The sequence below is a fragment of the Mucilaginibacter robiniae genome, from assembly GCF_012849215.1.
Taxonomy (GTDB): Bacteria; Bacteroidota; Bacteroidia; order Sphingobacteriales; family Sphingobacteriaceae; genus Mucilaginibacter; species Mucilaginibacter robiniae.
In genome coordinates, this window is record NZ_CP051682.1 from 4563231 (window position 1) to 4579227 (window position 15997).

A 15997-nucleotide genomic window follows, 5' to 3' on the forward strand; every position below is an offset into this window, starting at 1 on the left:
CAAAGCTATAAATTTCAGATGTTAGCCAGTAAAAGGGCAGCCAATTATAATTGATATATTTGCTGCTATGGAATTGTTGCGCCAAACTGTACATCTGCTTAAAAAAGAAATTTTGCTGGAATGGCGATCTAAATATGCATTTAATGGTATTTTACTTTACATCGTTTCTACTGTTTTTGTGTGCTATATAGCGTTCAACCTAAACCCTGGGTTTAAAGATAATGAGGGGTATCCTTTGGTGTGGAACGTACTTTTTTGGATTATTATCTTGTTTGCCTCTGTAAATGCTATCGCAAAAAGCTTCTTGCAAGAAAGCCGAAGCCGTATGCTATATTATTATATAATTGCCAGTCCGCAGGCGGTAATTCTATCTAAAATCATATACAATGCCTTGTTAATGATGCTACTGAGCATATTAGCATTAGTTGTTTATACCTTGTTTTTTAGCAATACCGTAGGTGATATGGTTATATACCTACTAGCTGTATTAACAGGTAGTTTTACTTTTGCTACCGTGTTTACCATGGTATCAGCAATAGCTGCAAAGGCCAGCAATAATGGTACGCTAATGGCCATATTGGGTTTTCCCGTTATTATACCCGTAATTCTGATTGTTGTTAAACTCAGTAAAAGCGCCATGGATGGGGTTGACCGTAGCTTTACTTACGGTAACTTTGGTGTATTAGCAGCTATCAACGCTATTGTACTGGCTATATCGCTTATTTTGTTCCCGTACTTGTGGAGAGATTAGAGCTCTTTAATGTGAGCGTAACACCTTTGAGATATAAGCTCTAACCCAGCTTGTGCCGCATCATGTTATAACATGATGCTATATATTTGAGCTGAAATTTTTTTCAATCGCTAACGTTAAACAAGCTGTCATAACTATTTGATTATACCATGCGCTTCTATTGGGCTTTCCTAATCGGCATTATTATATCATTCACAGCAAAAGCACAAACCGGCGTAATTACGGGTAAAGTATTACGCATGGATACTAAAAAGCCGGTATCTGGTGCTAGTGTTTTCTTGAGTAACGCCACCTTTGGTACTACTACTGCCGATGATGGTACGTTTAGATTGATTGGCGTGAAGCCCGGCCAGTATGAACTGGTAATTACATCTGTTGGGCTTGAAGAATTTACACAATCAGTTTTAGTAGGACCGGAGCCAGTTACCGTAAATGCAGAATTGCTGCCACGTGTTCTGGAACTGCATGATGTAATTATTACCAGTGGAGGAAACTGGAAAGCTAATTACGAGATGTTCGTTAAAGAGTTCTTAGGCGTATCAGATGATGCCCATAAATGCAGAATACTGAACCCACATGATATCAACCTCATTTATCATAAATCTAAAAGAACGCTTGAAGCTTCATCTTACGATTTTATCAATATTGAAAATCGTGCTATTGGTTACAAAGTCAAGTTTCTGATTAACGAATTTAAAGTTGATAATTATAACAATACCATTTCATGGCAGGGTAAGGTGTTATATGAAGAATTACCGGGAAGTGCTAGTCAAAAGGCATTGTGGGAAAAGCGGCGACAGGAGATTTATTATGGCTCCAGCATGCACTTTTTCCGATCATTGGTGAGCGACCATTTCAATCAGGATGGCTTTGTGATTCGCACTTTGTACCGCCGGCCTAATCCTCAACGGCCTAAAGAAGAAATTATCCAGAAAAAGCTAGATCAATTCAGAGAGGTGAATCGTGATTCTATGAACTATTGGGTCAATAAAGAAAACCTGAACCGCTATGATGATAACCTGAGCAGAACACCATTGTTGCCCGAGCAGGTCATTCGGAAAACAGAACAGTCGGGTATTTATGCACTTACATTTCCAGGCTGCTTATACGTAGTTTATACCAAAAAGCGGGAGACTGTTGATTTTAAAGATATTTACCGCCCTTTAGATTGGGATAACTACGAAACCAGTGTAATCACGCTTTATAAACCCTATGCTTTGTTCGATCTGAATGGGGTAGTGGTATCTTCACAAAGCACATTGTATGAGGGTACTTGGTCAAAGAGTAAGATAGCCGAACTACTACCCGTAGATTATTCTCCCGGCGAGATGAAGAAGTAACATAACTCCTCCAAGTACAATAAATACTATGTAAGCATAGCACTTGTTGTAATTTGTTATACCTTTGCACGTTGAAATTTTATGAAATTTATCTATCAGTCTTGGTGGAAAATTATGGCTGTGGTACTGTTATTTTACACCATCATAGCCGGCTTTCTGCTCCCTGTACCCAAATTGCCCATATTGCATGAAACTATACGCAATGTGTATTTCCATGTGCCTATGTGGATGGCCATGTTTGTTGTTTTCGGCATTTCAGTAGTTTACAGTATTAAGTATTTAAGCTCTGGAAAAGAGGAGCACGATTTGGTAGCTATTGAGGCGGTAAATACCGGTATTGTATTTTATATACTGGGTTTGCTTAGCGGCATGTTATGGGCTAAATATGCTTGGGGAGAGTATTGGAGCAATGACCCTAAACAAAACAGTGCAGCCATTGCCTTTCTGTTGTATTGTGCCTATCTGGTTCTTCGCAACTCAATTGATGAAGAGCAAAAGCGGGCCCGAATTTCAGCCATATACAACATTTTTGCTTTTCCGATTATGATTGTGCTGCTGTTCATTTTACCCCGCATGACCGACTCTTTGCATCCAGGTAATGGTGGTAACCCAGCCTTCGGCAAGTACGATATGGATAACACCATGCGTATGGTTTTTTATCCGGCCTGTATAGGGTGGATATTTTTAGCTATATGGATAGCAACCTTACGTTACCGAATTCGTTTAATAGAAAATAAAATAAATACCTTATAAAAGCTTATCATGAAAAAGCTGGTTTGTTTGTTAGTTGCAGTATTAAGTTTTATAAGTGCTTTTGCACAGCCGGTTGAAATGGCTGATGCAATGCGCAGTTCGGGCAAAATTTATGTGGTAATTGGTACCATAGCGATTGTATTTGCCGGACTGGCTATTTATTTATTTGTTATAGACAAGCGATTGAGAAAGATTGAAAACAATAAGTATTAAACAACTTTTATAAACGTAAATACTTTTTGATCTATCGAATCGAAGTCTACTTATAGTTAACCAATTATTTACACAATATTATCATTATGGCTAATATTTTAATAGCTGATAATCAGGAAACACACTTCTTTAATGATGTGTGTAATAACTTTGATTATGCAGCGCAATTTACCAAGCATGATGCCGGATTATTAGATCAGATCAAATCATGCAACAGTGTTTATCGTTTTCGTTTTCCAATACGTAAAGGCAACGGTTTTGAAGTGATTGATGCTTGGCGTGTAGAACACTCACATCATCAATCGCCCACTAAAGGTGGTATTCGCTACAGCGAAATGGTGAACGAGGATGAGGTGATGGCTTTAGCAGCTTTGATGACCTACAAGTGTGCTATTGTAAATGTGCCTTTTGGCGGTGCTAAGGGCGGGATTAAAATCAATCCGAAGAACTACACCATACAAGAGCTAGAAAACATCACCCGCCGCTACACGGTAGAGTTAACCAAAAAAAACTTTTTAGGTCCCAGCATTGATGTACCTGCTCCTGATTATGGTTCAGGCGAGCGTGAAATGAGCTGGATTGCCGATACCTATGCTACCATGAACCCTGGCCAGGGTGATGCCTTAGGCTGTGTAACGGGTAAGCCTATTGCCTTGCATGGTATTGCCGGTCGTCGTGAAGCAACTGGCCGCGGCGTGGCTATTGCTGTACGTGAATGCGTGAATGTAGGAGAAGACATGCAACGCATCGGTTTAATGCCAGGTATCAGCGGCAAACGCATTATTGTACAAGGCTTAGGTAATGTGGGTTACCATTCAGCTAAGTTTTTAGCTGAGTTCGGTGGCATCATTGTAGGCTTATGTGAGTACGAAGGTGCTATCTACAATGCTGATGGTTTGGATGTAGAAGCTGTATTCCAGCATCGTAAAGAAACCGGATCTATTTTAGGTTATCCAGGTGCTGCCCAGGAGTTCAAAAATTCAAAAGAAGGTTTAGAGCAACCATGTGATATTTTAGTGCCTGCTGCGTTAGAAAACCAGATTACTGCCGACAATGTACGTAACATTCAGGCGAAGATTATAGCAGAAGGTGCTAACGGCCCAACTACACCAGAGGCAGAAGCCATCTTTTATGAAAACGGTGGTATTATCATTCCTGATATGTATGCCAACGCTGGTGGGGTAACGGTATCTTATTTTGAGTGGTTGAAAAACTTATCGCACGTATCTTTTGGTCGTATGAACCGCCGGTTTGAAGAAAACTCAAACTTAAACTTGGTGAATATGGTAGAAGGGATTACTGGGGTAGCTTTAACACCAATGCAGCGTTCTACCATCATCAAAGGTGCATCTGAGCTGGAGTTGGTAAATTCTGGTTTAGAAGATACCATGATTCGTTCTTATCACGAAATTCGGGAAACGTTTGTTAATAATCCTAAAATTGACACTTTGCGTACCGCTGCTTTTGTTGGAGCTATCAATAAAATTGCGGTGAGTTACATGAATTTAGGTATCTGGCCATAAACTATTGGCAACCTCATTTCAATTAGCTACTTTTAAAAACTAATTGGAATGAGGTTTATCACAATCTGCTCGTTTTTACTTTTACTGCTCAGTCTATCAGTAAAAGCACAATGTCCGCCTAATATCGGGTTTGAAAAAGGTTCATATGTTGGTTGGCAGTGTTACTCAGGTACAGTAAGTCAAGATACGCGGCAACTCAATATAGCTGTTTCTCCAACCGCACCCACGCCTGACCGCCACACCATAATCGACAAAACATCCACACAGCTTGATCCTTACGGCTTGTTTCCGGTAGTTTGCCCTAACGGGAGTCAGCATTCCGTTAAATTGGGTAATGAAATTCCTAGCAGAAAAGCAGATAGAATTACTTATACTTACACCATTCCGCCTGGCAGTTCCTATACTTTACTTTTTTATTATGCAGTTGTTCTGCAAAACCCATCTAATCATGGCGATTTAGAGCAACCCAGGTTTACTGCTAAAGTTTATGATGTAACAGATAGTACGTACGTGAATTGTCCGTCATTTAATTTTAGTCAAAGCTCAAGTATACCTGGGTTCAAATTGTCTAGTACCAGTTCAGCAGGTCAAACAAATTCTTCAGTGTATTATAAAGATTGGTCGGCCACTACCATCAATTTGGTGGGGTATGCAGGTAAAACCATTCAGTTAGAGTTCACCGTAAATGATTGTACTAGAGGCCAACACTTTGGATATGCTTATTTAGATTTGGATGAAAACTGTGGTTCTGCCATAACAGGCAACACCTATTGTCTTGGGCAAAGTGCAGTCACATTGCGTGCACCAGCTGGTTTTAGTAATTATACATGGTACAACGGTAATAAATCCAAGCAATTAGGACAAGGGCAAACTTTAACCCTATCTCCGCCACCTCCCGATTTAAGTACCTATGCTGTTAAAATCGATCCCTTTGCTGGTGTAGGCTGTCAAGATACTTTGTATACTACAGTACATCGTATTACTACAACATTTAAGTTAAATGTACCTGAAAAAATATATGGATGTCCGGGTTCTGCTGTTGATTTAACCGCACCTGAAGTAACTGCGGGTAGTAGTCTCGGAACAATATTCAGCTATTACAATGATTTCAATGAAACGAGCTTTTTGTATCGGCCTAACGAGATTACCACACCCGGAACGTATTATATCAAAGGTCAGAATACCGAAGGCTGCGAAAGTATTATGCCCATACAAGTAGTTATTGATACGCCCCAAATTAAAGTAAACAATGATAATTCCACTACGTACCCCAATACCATTGATTTAAGTAGAACCTATACTCATCGAGCCGGCTATACTTACACTTACTATAGTGATGCAACTGCAAGCAAAGCGGTAGAGAATTACTGGTCGATTAATAAAAGTGGTACTTATTACATTAAAGCAACTACAGGTAATAACTGCTACATTATAGCTCCGGTCAATGTAACGATTAATCCGCCACCGCCATACATTATTAAAGCGCCTAATACATTTACACCAAATGGTGATGGTAGAAATGAACGTTTTTCTCTCAACTTTGAAGGCTACGTAACTTTCGGCAATCTCAGAATTTACAATAGGGAAGGACAGCTAGTATTTTCCAGCAGAACGATTGCAGATTACTGGGATGGAACTTACGCTGGTAAGGAATTGCCTGTAGGTGTATATTACTGGGTGTTTGATGGTTATGATAGCTACTCCAAAGCGCCGATTAAACGGACAGATTATATAACTTTGTTAAGATAGATTCTAAATAATATATATCTGTTGTAATAAAGTTAATTAGCTATACGTTTTGTATTTTTGTATATCGATTTTCAGCAGTTAAAACATCATGAAAAAAAGCGCTATACTAGGTATAATTGTTATTGCTGTAGCTATTGCGGTAATTATTAGTACCTATTCTAATTCAAGTACTTACGGTTCATTTAAAGATGCAGAACAAACTAAAAGTGAGTTGCATATTGTAGGGCATCTAAACAAAGAAAAACCATTGTATTATGATGCTACTAAAGATGCCAATTACTTTTCATTTTACATGAAAGATAACAAAGGTGAAGAATGTAAAGTAGTTTTCACCGGTACTAAACCGCAAGATTTTGAACGTTCAGAACAAATTGTGTTAACCGGCCAAATGCAGGGTAGTGAATTTCATGCCAATAAAATTTTAATGAAATGCCCATCCAAATATACCCAAGATAAGGTCGAAATTTCCGGTGCTGCTACGCCAACCAAGCAAGCCAGCATATAATCGCTAACAGCACTTCATGAACATAGATTTTAAAGGGGAGCACCTTCTGCCGGGGCACCTGGGACAGTTTTTTATTGTACTTTCCTTCGGCTCGGCATTATTAGCTACCATTAGTTACTACTTCGCTACTACACAAACCAACAAGCTTGACCTTTCCTGGTTCAGGCTGGCCCGTTTAAGTTTTTATATCAACACCGTATCGGTAGTAGCCATAGGCTGCTGCTTGTTCTACATTATTTACAATAACCTTTTCGAATACCATTATGCGTGGGCGCACTCATCGCGCACATTGCCCGTGTATTACATCATTTCCAGCTACTGGGAAGGGCAGGAAGGTAGTTTCTGGTTATGGACTTTCTGGCAGGCGATGTTAGGTAATATCTTAATGTGGAAAGCCAAATCATGGGAAAAGCCCGTAATGACTGTTGTTGGCCTTTCGCAAACGCTGTTGGCTTCTATGTTAATTGGTGTTGAGCTTTTTGGTACTCGCGTGGGTAGTTCGCCATTCATATTATTGCGTGATGCAGTACCCGGACCCATATTCAGCCAACCTAATTACTTGGATTTTATTAAAGACGGTAACGGCTTAAATCCCTTGTTGCAGAACTACTGGATGGTAATACATCCGCCAACTTTGTTTTTGGGCTTTGCTTCAATGATAGTTCCGTTTGCATATGCAGTAGCTGGCTTATGGCAAAAGCGCTATAAAGAATGGATTAATCCCGCTATCAGCTACAGCTTGTTTGCAGTAATGGTGCTGGGTACTGGTATTATTATGGGCTCTTTTTGGGCTTACGAATCACTGAATTTTGGTGGTTTCTGGGCTTGGGATCCGGTTGAGAATGCCTCTTTAATACCCTGGTTAGTACTGGTTGCTGCTTTGCACGTGCTTATTGTTTACAAAAACTCAGGTCATTCATATTTTACCGCTACATTCTTAACATTGCTGAGCTTTGTGTTAGTGCTATATGCCTCGTTCCTAACCCGTAGTGGTATTCTGGGTGAAACTTCTGTACATGCTTTTACTGATTTAGGAATGTTCTGGCACTTGGTACTGGATGTTGTAATTTTCTTAGGTATTACCATCGGAGTATTAGTTTGGCGCTGGAAAGAATTACCTATTTCACGAAAGGAAGAAGAAACCTATTCGCGTGAGTTCTGGATGTTTGTAGGTTCAGCATTTTTAGGTCTTTCTTGCCTGCAATTAGTTATAGTAACTTCTATTCCGGTTTGGAATGCGATGTTTAAAACGCATATTGCACCGCCAGCTAATCCGGTATCCTTATACAATGTATTCCAGGCAGGTTTTGCATTCATCGTTACCTTGTTTTTAGGCTTTACACAATTCTTAAAATACAAGAAAACAGATACTACTCGCTTCTTTATTACAACGTTAGTTTACTTAGCTTTTGCAGCATTAATTACTGCCGTAATTGTGTGGGTAAGCGGCGTATATAAACTGAAGTTCGTATTTATTTTAGTAATGCTGGGAGCTGTTTATGGCGTAATGGCAAATGCGAAGATATTAGCTGCTGCATTAAAAGGTAAGATCAAGTTAGCCGGATCGGCTGTAGCTCATATTGGCTTCTCGTTGCTGCTGATAGGTGCCTTAATTGCAGCGGGTACCAGCAAAATAGTTTCGCAGAATGATAAAGGCATGATTGAAGTAAAAGGCTTCGATAAGGTTGCTGATGTACGCGAAAATATTATGCTGTACAAAAACGAGCCGGTTAATATGGGTAACTACAAAGTAACTTATGTAGGCGATTCATTAGTAGCTCCTAACCATTATTTTAAAGTATTGTACCAGAAACTGGATGTTAATGGTAAAGTACAGGAACAGTTCGTATTGAAGCCTAACTCTCAAGCTAATATGAAAATGGGACTGGTTTCATCGCCAGATACCAAGCATTACCTGTTTCATGATTTATATACCCACGTTTCAGCAGCACCGATTAAGGAAGAAGAGAACCTGACTGCCGGCTCTACTTCGGCCGAGCATGGCGGTGGTGATGAGGACAAGAACTATGAACCTCCGGTAACTCATGAAGTTCGCATTGGCGATACGATCCGTTATCGTGAAGGCTATATTGTATTACGAAATTTAAACAAGCAACCTAAAATTCAAAACATCCCGCTTGGCACTAATGATGTAGCTATAGGTGCTGAATTGGAAGTAGTAGCACATGGGCATACATACCAAGCTGAGCCGATCTTCATGATTAAAGACAATAATACTTTCGACTTTCCACGTAAGGTTGATGATGCGGGTTTGAAGCTGCGTTTTTCAAAAGTTATACCTGCGGAAAATAAGTTTGAAATCACTGTTTATCAACAGCCGGAAAGAATGAAATCTTACATCGTAATGCGGGCTATTGATTTTCCATACATCAACTTCTTCTGGGCCGGTACCATCATCATGGTAATTGGTTTCCTGATGTCGATTTTTAGAAGGAATAGCGAATTAAAAGTAAGCTGATATGGTATTAACCAATCATACACATAACATCAGGGATAACGGGTTTACCGTTATCCCTGATGTGTTTAGAGACCATGAGGTTAACGAAATGGTTAGCCTAATTGAGCAGGCTGATACATCTGATTTGACCTTTCGTAAAACAGATGATTTATTTGCTATTCGTCAGTTTCTAAAACAAGTTCCTGAAATTAAAACATTGATTTTTACAGATATGCTTCGTCAGATTTTGGATGCTTTATTCAGTTTCAATTATTTTGTGGTAAAATCTATTTATTTTGATAAACCCCAAAAATCAAACTGGTTTGTAGCTTACCATCAGGATTTAACCATATCGGTAGATAGAAAAGTAGATTTACCAGATTTTGGGCCTTGGACAATCAAGCAAAATCAATTTGCCGTACAACCTCCCTTAGCAATTCTGAAAGATAATTTTACGGTTCGTATTCATTTAGATGATACGGATGAAGGTAATGGCGCACTCAAGGTAATTCCCAAATCTCATCATAAAGGTATCTACCGACCGGAAAATATAAACTGGGATGCAGAGCAAGAAGTAATTTGCCCAGTACCTAGAGGTGGTATCATGATTATGCGTCCATTACTATTACATGCTTCTAATAGAACCACCAGTAACCGGCGCAGGCGGGTGATACATATAGAGTTTAGCAAAGCGCTTTTGCCAGATGGCTTACAATGGTCAGAGCTAGAAAGCAGCTACTGACTAATTCAATCTTTTAGAAAAGCTGCAATTTTGGGGTTAACTGTTGCCGCTTGTTCAAGGTAAGGTAAGTGCCCGGCATCATCTACAGGTAAAAACGTTGCTTTAAGCACGCTACGTACCGAATCGCTGTACTGGAAAGGCACAGTATGGTCTTCTTTTCCCCAAATTAGTAGCGTTGGTTTGTGGGTATTGTTCAAGCAAATGCTTTCAGCTTTACCTTCACTAGGATAGTTATACAAAGTAGATACTAAGGCATGTGTAAAGCCCTTGTACTGCATTTGAGTTTTGTATTTACTAACCCAATCAGGATGCCGATTAGGATATTTAAAGTCTTCTACCTGGCTTTCGGCTCTTTTATCTGAATGGATGGTGAACTGGTAATCAGTTATTAGTTCCGGTGTATTAGGCTTCATCTTTGAATAGGCCGGATCAATCAATACTACCTTATTAACCAGTTGCGGGTACTGGCAGGTGAAGTCACGAGCAACTTTGCCACCAAATGATACACCAACTAAATTAACTGGTGCTTGCAGATGAAGATTGGTAAGTAGTTCATTGAGTTGCTGCATATATACCTGGTGGTTGTAGGTGATATCTGGTCGGTCAGAAAACCCGCGACCGTATTCATCATAACGTAATACCCGGAAGCCTTGGGCTGTTAAGTATTCATAAGTACCATCCCAAATGTAGTAGGGTACACTAAAGCCATGTATCAGCACAACTACTTTGCCGGTAGCTGGGCCGCCTAGTTGATAGTGAGTAATACCCTGACTAAGTTTAATGTACTGACCACCTGCTTGCTTACGATCGGCATCAGTTAAATCTTTCTTTTCCTTATTATTCCACCGGTACAATCCTGTTAATATAATTCCTGCAATAACAAATATATAAGCTAAGATGGTAAGGAAAATTCTGACAAATTTCATTTGTTTTGTACTGTCTTGAATGAGGCACGAAAGGTATAAAAAAAATGAATATGCCTTATGTGCTCTGTTATACAAAATAGTACTTATGAAAATAACCATATTGGGCGCAGGTAACGTAGCAACGCACATGGCTGCTGCTTTATTTAGCGCCGGGCATATCATTGTACAGGTGTATAGTCGTACCCCTCAAAATGCAAGGCTGCTTGCTAAACAGGTACAGGCAGAAGCCATTGGTAACTTAAATGATGTAAGTACCAGCACCGACATGTACCTGATTAGCGTAAAAGATGATGTGATAGAGGAGATTGTAGCAGCTTTAGCTCATCATCAAAAATTAATTGTACATACATCAGGAGCTACAACCCTGCAAATATTAACGACCTACATCCAACAGGCAGGCGTGTTTTATCCATTACAAACGTTTAGTAAAAGCAAGGCAATAGATTTTAGTCAAGTGCCTATGTGTGTTGAAGGAGCTAATGAAGAAATTACTGCTTTGCTACAGCAATTAGCGCAAAGCATTACCCAAAACGTTTATCTGGTTAGTTCAGAACAAAGGAAAATATTACACTTATCTGCGGTATTTGCCTGTAATTTCCCCAACTATTTGTATTACATAGCTCAACAGTTACTGGCCCAACAGCAATTAAGCTTTGATTTATTACGTCCCCTTATATTAGAAACAGCCGAAAAGGTGCAGCAGCAATTTCCGGCTGATGTACAAACTGGTCCGGCTGTCAGAAAAGATGAAAAAACAATGGACGCTCACATAGCTTTATTAAACGCTCAGCCTGATGTGCAGCATTTATATCAGTTGTTAAGTCAGGCAATCATCAAAATGGGAGAGCACAAACACCTAGTATCGTAAAATTGTTATTTTTGTCGGAATGGACATTTTTAAAGTAAAAATCAGCTTTGAGGAAGCAGGGCATAGTCCGGTAGAACTACCTATTGCCGAAGGAGAATCGGTATTAGATGTTTGCCTCGAAAACGGCATAGAATTACAACATAACTGCGGCGGCGTATGCGGGTGCAGTACTTGCCATGTTTATGTAACCAAGGGAATGGATAATATCCAGGAAATATCAGATAAAGAGGAAGACTTTATTGATCGTGCAGTTAACCCGCGTATTAACTCACGTTTGGGCTGCCAATGTGTAATTATTGATGGCGATATTGAAGTTACCTTGCCCGATCAGTCACAGTTTTTAGGTCACTAATTTACTGCATAAGCCTATTGGCCTGTAAGATAGTAGACAAAATTCATCTGAAATTTAAAAGTTTAATCACTACACAATCACGTAATTATTTATGAGCAACAACGATAAATTTGCTTTACCTATACACTGGAATGACTATGAAGATATTGCTATGGGACTTTATGAAAAGTTTGGCGATAGCTTTGACGAATCAAAAATATACCGCATTCGCTTTACTGATTTATTAGAATGGGTACTTACCTTACCACATTTTACCGGCAAGCGTGATGAGGCTAATGAAGGGCATTTGGAACAGATACAATCTGCCTGGGTATATGAGTGGCGTGATAACCAATAGTTTGTTATAGGTATTCATAAACGAATTTCGTAGTATTGCTCAATTTGTTATAAACTTTACAAAATCTTGTTAAATAAATTTAGAGATATTACCACCTTCATCTTTGATGTTGACGGGGTATTAACCGACGGAAGTGTTTACGTAAATGATATAGGTGAACAAACCCGTGCCTTCAATATTAAAGATGGTTATGCCTTGCAATTGGCTGTTAAATGCGGATACAATGTATGTGCTATATCGGGCAGTCGCTCAAAAATTGCCATGCATCGCCTGAATAGCTTAGGTATAAAAGATGTGTACCTAGGCTGTAGTAACAAAACAGAAACTTTTAAAGTGTACATTAATGAGCGGGGTATCAGCCCCATGAATGTGATGTATATGGGTGATGATATTCCTGATCTGGGCGTCATGAAACTGGTAGGTATGCCCGTTTGCCCGGCAGATGCAGCCGAAGAAATCAAGGAAGTAAGCCAATATATATCGCACATCTCTGGCGGGAAAGGCTGTGCGCGTGATGTGGTTGAAAAAGTATTAAAAATTCAGGGCAAATGGATGGGAGCAGAGGCTTATAGCTGGTAATCTCTTTATACCTTTTGTGATATACATTTACTTGCCAACCTTCAACTATTTGCTGTAAACTATGATTCATCAACTACCTAAAATTATTCTTGCATCTAAGTCACCACGTCGACAGGAACTGTTACGGCTAATGGATGTGGATTTCCGTATTGTGCTGAAAGAGGTAGATGAAAGTTATCCAGATCATCTGAAGCCTGAAGAAGTAGCAGTTTACATAGCTGAAAAGAAAGCCAAAGCCTACGATGAAACCATTGCTGATGAAGTTGTACTTACTGCCGATACCATTGTGTGCATTGACGATTTGATATTGTGCAAGCCTGAAACGCCTGCACATGCTATTGAGATGCTGCAACGCTTATCGGGCAGAGTACATCGGGTAATTACAGGCGTTTGCATTTTGTACAAGCATCAGTACAACTTGTTTTACGATGTATCGGAAGTGTTTTTCCGTAAGCTGACAGATGAAGAGATAACAGCATATGTGAATAAGTATAAACCGATGGATAAAGCCGGTGCTTATGGCATACAAGAATGGGTAGGCCTTACCGGCATTGAACGCATTAATGGCTCATATACCAATGTCGTTGGCTTACCTACCGAAAAGGTGTACCAGCAGCTACTAAAGCTTATTTAACACTTGCTGGTTCAGCATACTGGCTAATACACCTTCCTTTAGCGAATACGCCGTCATCACTACCTCTTTAATCTGCAACTTTTCTAATAAATAGCAGGTAATTAAAGAGGCTACTACAATCATATCAATCCGTACAGGTATAATTCCTTTCATACTTAGCCGTTCATCATGCGATGACTGAATAAGACGATTGGTAATCTTCAAGAAGTCTTGCTCATTGAACGTATAAACCTGATTTTGTTTTAATTCAAAATCATAACCCTTATCGCGCTCTGCTAATTCAGCAAAAGTCTCGAAAGCGCCGGATGAGCCAATTAGATTGATTACAGAATTACGTGCAACAGCTGCAAGCATAGGTTGCAAGTGGTTATCTAAATGAGCGTATAAATCTTGAATGCTGCTTGGCGGTATAGGGTCGGTTTGATGAAACAGTGCCATTAAGCGAGCAGCACCAATTTCAAAGCTTTGCTTGTAAGTAATATGTTCGTTATTGCCGATAATTAACTCTACACTGCCACCTCCAATATCTACAATTAAACTGTTATCTGCTTGCAGACAATTAGATGCTTTTACGCCCTGGTAAATGTACTGAGCTTCAGTGTCACCTAAAATAATTCCAATCTGAATACCCGTTTGTGCTTTTACTTCATCTATAAATTGCTGTCCGTTTGTAGCGCTACGCATAGCCGAAGTAGCCAATGCTTTAACTTGCTGTACATTGTATTGCAATATATATTGTTGAAATTTATTCATTGCAGCAATACCCCGCTGATAGGCATCAGGCCGGATAACACCATCGTTGATTCCACCTTCACCCAGTTTTACAGCTTCAGACTTATGCAGTAGTTCTGTAAAGAAATAAGACTGGCCAGGTTCTGCTATGAGTAAATGAAAGGTGTTAGTACCGAGATCTATAACGGCAACACGGTTAGTCATTCCTCTAAAATAAAAAATCCCTGCAAAAGTTTTATTTTTTTGCAGGGATAGTGATAAAGATTAGGTTAGCTATTATTCTTTATAAAAAAACCATTTGGCTATTTCGCCGTAGCTGGCTTTTTTACCGTACATTAATATTCCTACCCGGTAAATGCGTGCGGCTATCCAGGTAGTAAAAATAAAACCTGCAATCATGAGCCCCATAGATAAGCCTAATTGCCATGCCGGCACATCAAAAGGCAAACGTACCATCATGGCAACCGGGGCTGTAAATGGAATGATGGATAACCAGAAGGCCAAGCTGCTATCAGGGGCTTGTGCCAAAAAGCTTACTGATAATAGGTAAGTGAAAAATAACGGCATGGTTATCGGGAACATAAACTGTTGGGTTTCTGTTTCACTATCAACTGCGGAACCTACAGCGGCAAACAATGCACTGTATAACAAGAAGCCACTCAAAAAATAAAATAAAAAGCAGCTAAGTATATAACCAAACGGAATGTTTTTGGTAGCCGCTAATACGGTGAGCAGTGGGCTTTGGCTCTGTGGAGTACTAAAATATTTGTTAGCCAGGTAACTTACTGCAATGGATAATACAATCCAAAGTGTAAATTGAGTTAAGCTCACCAGTGCCACACCAATAATTTTGCCCAGCATAAGCTGAAAAGGCTTTACGGATGATACAATGACTTCAATAATACGATTGGTTTTTTCTTCAATTACCCCGCGCATTACTTGTGCTCCGTAAATGAAAAGCGATATGTAAATAATAATGGCACCTGCTACACCCAAAGCAAATAATGCGGATATGTTAGAATCCTTAACACCTGTATCCGTAACCTGGCGGGCGCTAATATCAATGTGGCTGCGTATGTTACGGATTTTTGAAGTATCAATACCGTTGGCAATCATGTTGTTATTGGTAGCTACCTCATTCATTTGGCGCTCAATAGCTGCAGCTACAGTAATGTTCGGCTTCTTTTCTGATAATACCTGCACAGCTTTCGGTACATCAAAAATTTTCGGAATGTACAGAAGTAAATCATCTTCATGCTTCTTTAAATCTTTTTTAGCTTCAAATAAGTTTTGATGGGTAGCAACAAATTGTAAGTTGCTGCCATTGTGTAATTTGCCCGCAAAGCTGCCGCTTTCATCAAGCACTTTAACCGTGCGTATGGTTGTAAACTCGCTACTGTTTTTGTAAATGAGATATACAATGGCGTACATAGCCAGTACTAGTAGTGGTACCAAAAAAGCAGTAACAATGAATGCTTTTTTGCGTACGCGTGATAAATATTCTCGTTGTATGATAAGTAAAACTTTGTTCATGG

17 protein-coding genes are annotated in these 15997 nt (G+C 39.5%); 14 read left to right on the plus strand and 3 right to left on the minus strand.

Annotated elements, in window-relative coordinates; genetic code table 11:
• The first annotated feature begins 67 nt into the window (after nt 1-67).
• The 9 genes from HH214_RS19955 (at nt 68) to HH214_RS19995 (ending at nt 10034) form a co-directional block, all read left to right on the plus strand.
• A complete protein-coding gene (locus HH214_RS19955; RefSeq protein WP_169610652.1) occupies nt 68-751 on the plus strand; it encodes a heme exporter protein CcmB in 684 nt (227 codons plus the stop codon).
• A gap of 149 nt (nt 752-900) precedes the next feature.
• Nucleotides 901-2091 (plus strand): carboxypeptidase-like regulatory domain-containing protein, encoded by a 1191-nt coding sequence (locus tag HH214_RS19960; RefSeq protein WP_169610654.1) that lies wholly within the window; start codon nt 901-903, stop codon nt 2089-2091.
• An 81-nt stretch (nt 2092-2172) separates the two neighbouring features.
• The gene (ccsA, locus tag HH214_RS19965) at nt 2173-2844 is read left to right on the plus strand and encodes a cytochrome c biogenesis protein CcsA (RefSeq protein ID WP_390622367.1); all 672 of its coding nucleotides are present in this window, start codon (nt 2173-2175) and stop codon (nt 2842-2844) included.
• Between the two features lie 9 nt (nt 2845-2853).
• Nucleotides 2854-3057 carry a CcmD family protein gene (locus HH214_RS19970; RefSeq protein WP_169610656.1) on the plus strand — a complete coding sequence of 68 codons (204 nt, stop codon included), beginning with the start codon at nt 2854-2856 and terminating at the stop codon, nt 3055-3057.
• A gap of 86 nt (nt 3058-3143) precedes the next feature.
• On the plus strand, nt 3144-4580 hold the full coding sequence (locus tag HH214_RS19975) for a Glu/Leu/Phe/Val family dehydrogenase (RefSeq protein WP_169610658.1): 1437 nt from the start codon (nt 3144-3146) through the stop codon (nt 4578-4580).
• A 48-nt stretch (nt 4581-4628) separates the two neighbouring features.
• Nucleotides 4629-6329: a T9SS type B sorting domain-containing protein gene (locus HH214_RS19980; RefSeq protein WP_169610660.1), complete on the plus strand. Its 1701-nt coding sequence runs from the start codon at nt 4629-4631 to the stop codon at nt 6327-6329.
• A gap of 88 nt (nt 6330-6417) precedes the next feature.
• The gene (locus HH214_RS19985) at nt 6418-6834 is read left to right on the plus strand and encodes a cytochrome c maturation protein CcmE domain-containing protein (protein ID WP_169610661.1); all 417 of its coding nucleotides are present in this window, start codon (nt 6418-6420) and stop codon (nt 6832-6834) included.
• Nucleotides 6835-6850: 16 nt separating this feature from the next.
• Nucleotides 6851-9313, plus strand: coding sequence for a cytochrome c biogenesis protein CcsA (gene ccsA, locus HH214_RS19990; protein WP_169610663.1), 2463 nt, complete (start codon nt 6851-6853; stop codon nt 9311-9313).
• 1 nt (nt 9314) lies between these two features.
• On the plus strand, nt 9315-10034 hold the full coding sequence (locus tag HH214_RS19995) for a phytanoyl-CoA dioxygenase family protein (protein ID WP_169610665.1): 720 nt from the start codon (nt 9315-9317) through the stop codon (nt 10032-10034).
• Nucleotides 10035-10039: 5 nt separating this feature from the next.
• On the opposite strand, the gene HH214_RS20000 is transcribed toward HH214_RS19995, so the two are convergent.
• Nucleotides 10040-10960, minus strand: coding sequence for an alpha/beta fold hydrolase (locus HH214_RS20000; RefSeq protein WP_169610667.1), 921 nt, complete (start codon nt 10958-10960; stop codon nt 10040-10042).
• An 85-nt stretch (nt 10961-11045) separates the two neighbouring features.
• Here HH214_RS20000 and HH214_RS20005 point away from each other — a divergent pair, with 85 nt between their 5' ends.
• The 5 genes from HH214_RS20005 (at nt 11046) to HH214_RS20025 (ending at nt 13730) form a co-directional block, all read left to right on the plus strand.
• Nucleotides 11046-11828 carry a Rossmann-like and DUF2520 domain-containing protein gene (locus HH214_RS20005; protein WP_169610668.1) on the plus strand — a complete coding sequence of 261 codons (783 nt, stop codon included), beginning with the start codon at nt 11046-11048 and terminating at the stop codon, nt 11826-11828.
• Nucleotides 11829-11847: 19 nt separating this feature from the next.
• Entirely contained in the window at nt 11848-12180 is a 333-nt protein-coding gene (locus HH214_RS20010) for a 2Fe-2S iron-sulfur cluster-binding protein (RefSeq protein ID WP_169610669.1), read from the plus strand.
• Between the two features lie 91 nt (nt 12181-12271).
• On the plus strand, nt 12272-12517 hold the full coding sequence (gene iscX / locus HH214_RS20015) for a Fe-S cluster assembly protein IscX (protein ID WP_169610670.1): 246 nt from the start codon (nt 12272-12274) through the stop codon (nt 12515-12517).
• Between the two features lie 66 nt (nt 12518-12583).
• Nucleotides 12584-13096, plus strand: coding sequence for a KdsC family phosphatase (locus tag HH214_RS20020; protein ID WP_169610671.1), 513 nt, complete (start codon nt 12584-12586; stop codon nt 13094-13096).
• Nucleotides 13097-13157: 61 nt separating this feature from the next.
• Nucleotides 13158-13730 (plus strand): Maf family nucleotide pyrophosphatase, encoded by a 573-nt coding sequence (locus tag HH214_RS20025; RefSeq protein ID WP_169610672.1) that lies wholly within the window; start codon nt 13158-13160, stop codon nt 13728-13730.
• Here HH214_RS20025 and HH214_RS20030 read toward each other — a convergent pair.
• Both HH214_RS20030 and HH214_RS20035 read right to left on the minus strand, forming a co-directional pair.
• A complete protein-coding gene (locus HH214_RS20030; protein ID WP_169610674.1) occupies nt 13716-14666 on the minus strand; it encodes a Ppx/GppA phosphatase family protein in 951 nt (316 codons plus the stop codon). The genes HH214_RS20025 and HH214_RS20030 overlap by 15 nt on opposite strands.
• 72 nt (nt 14667-14738) lie before the next feature.
• Nucleotides 14739-15995: an ABC transporter permease gene (locus tag HH214_RS20035; RefSeq protein ID WP_169610676.1), complete on the minus strand. Its 1257-nt coding sequence runs from the start codon at nt 15993-15995 to the stop codon at nt 14739-14741.
• Between the last annotated feature and the right edge of the window lie 2 nt (nt 15996-15997).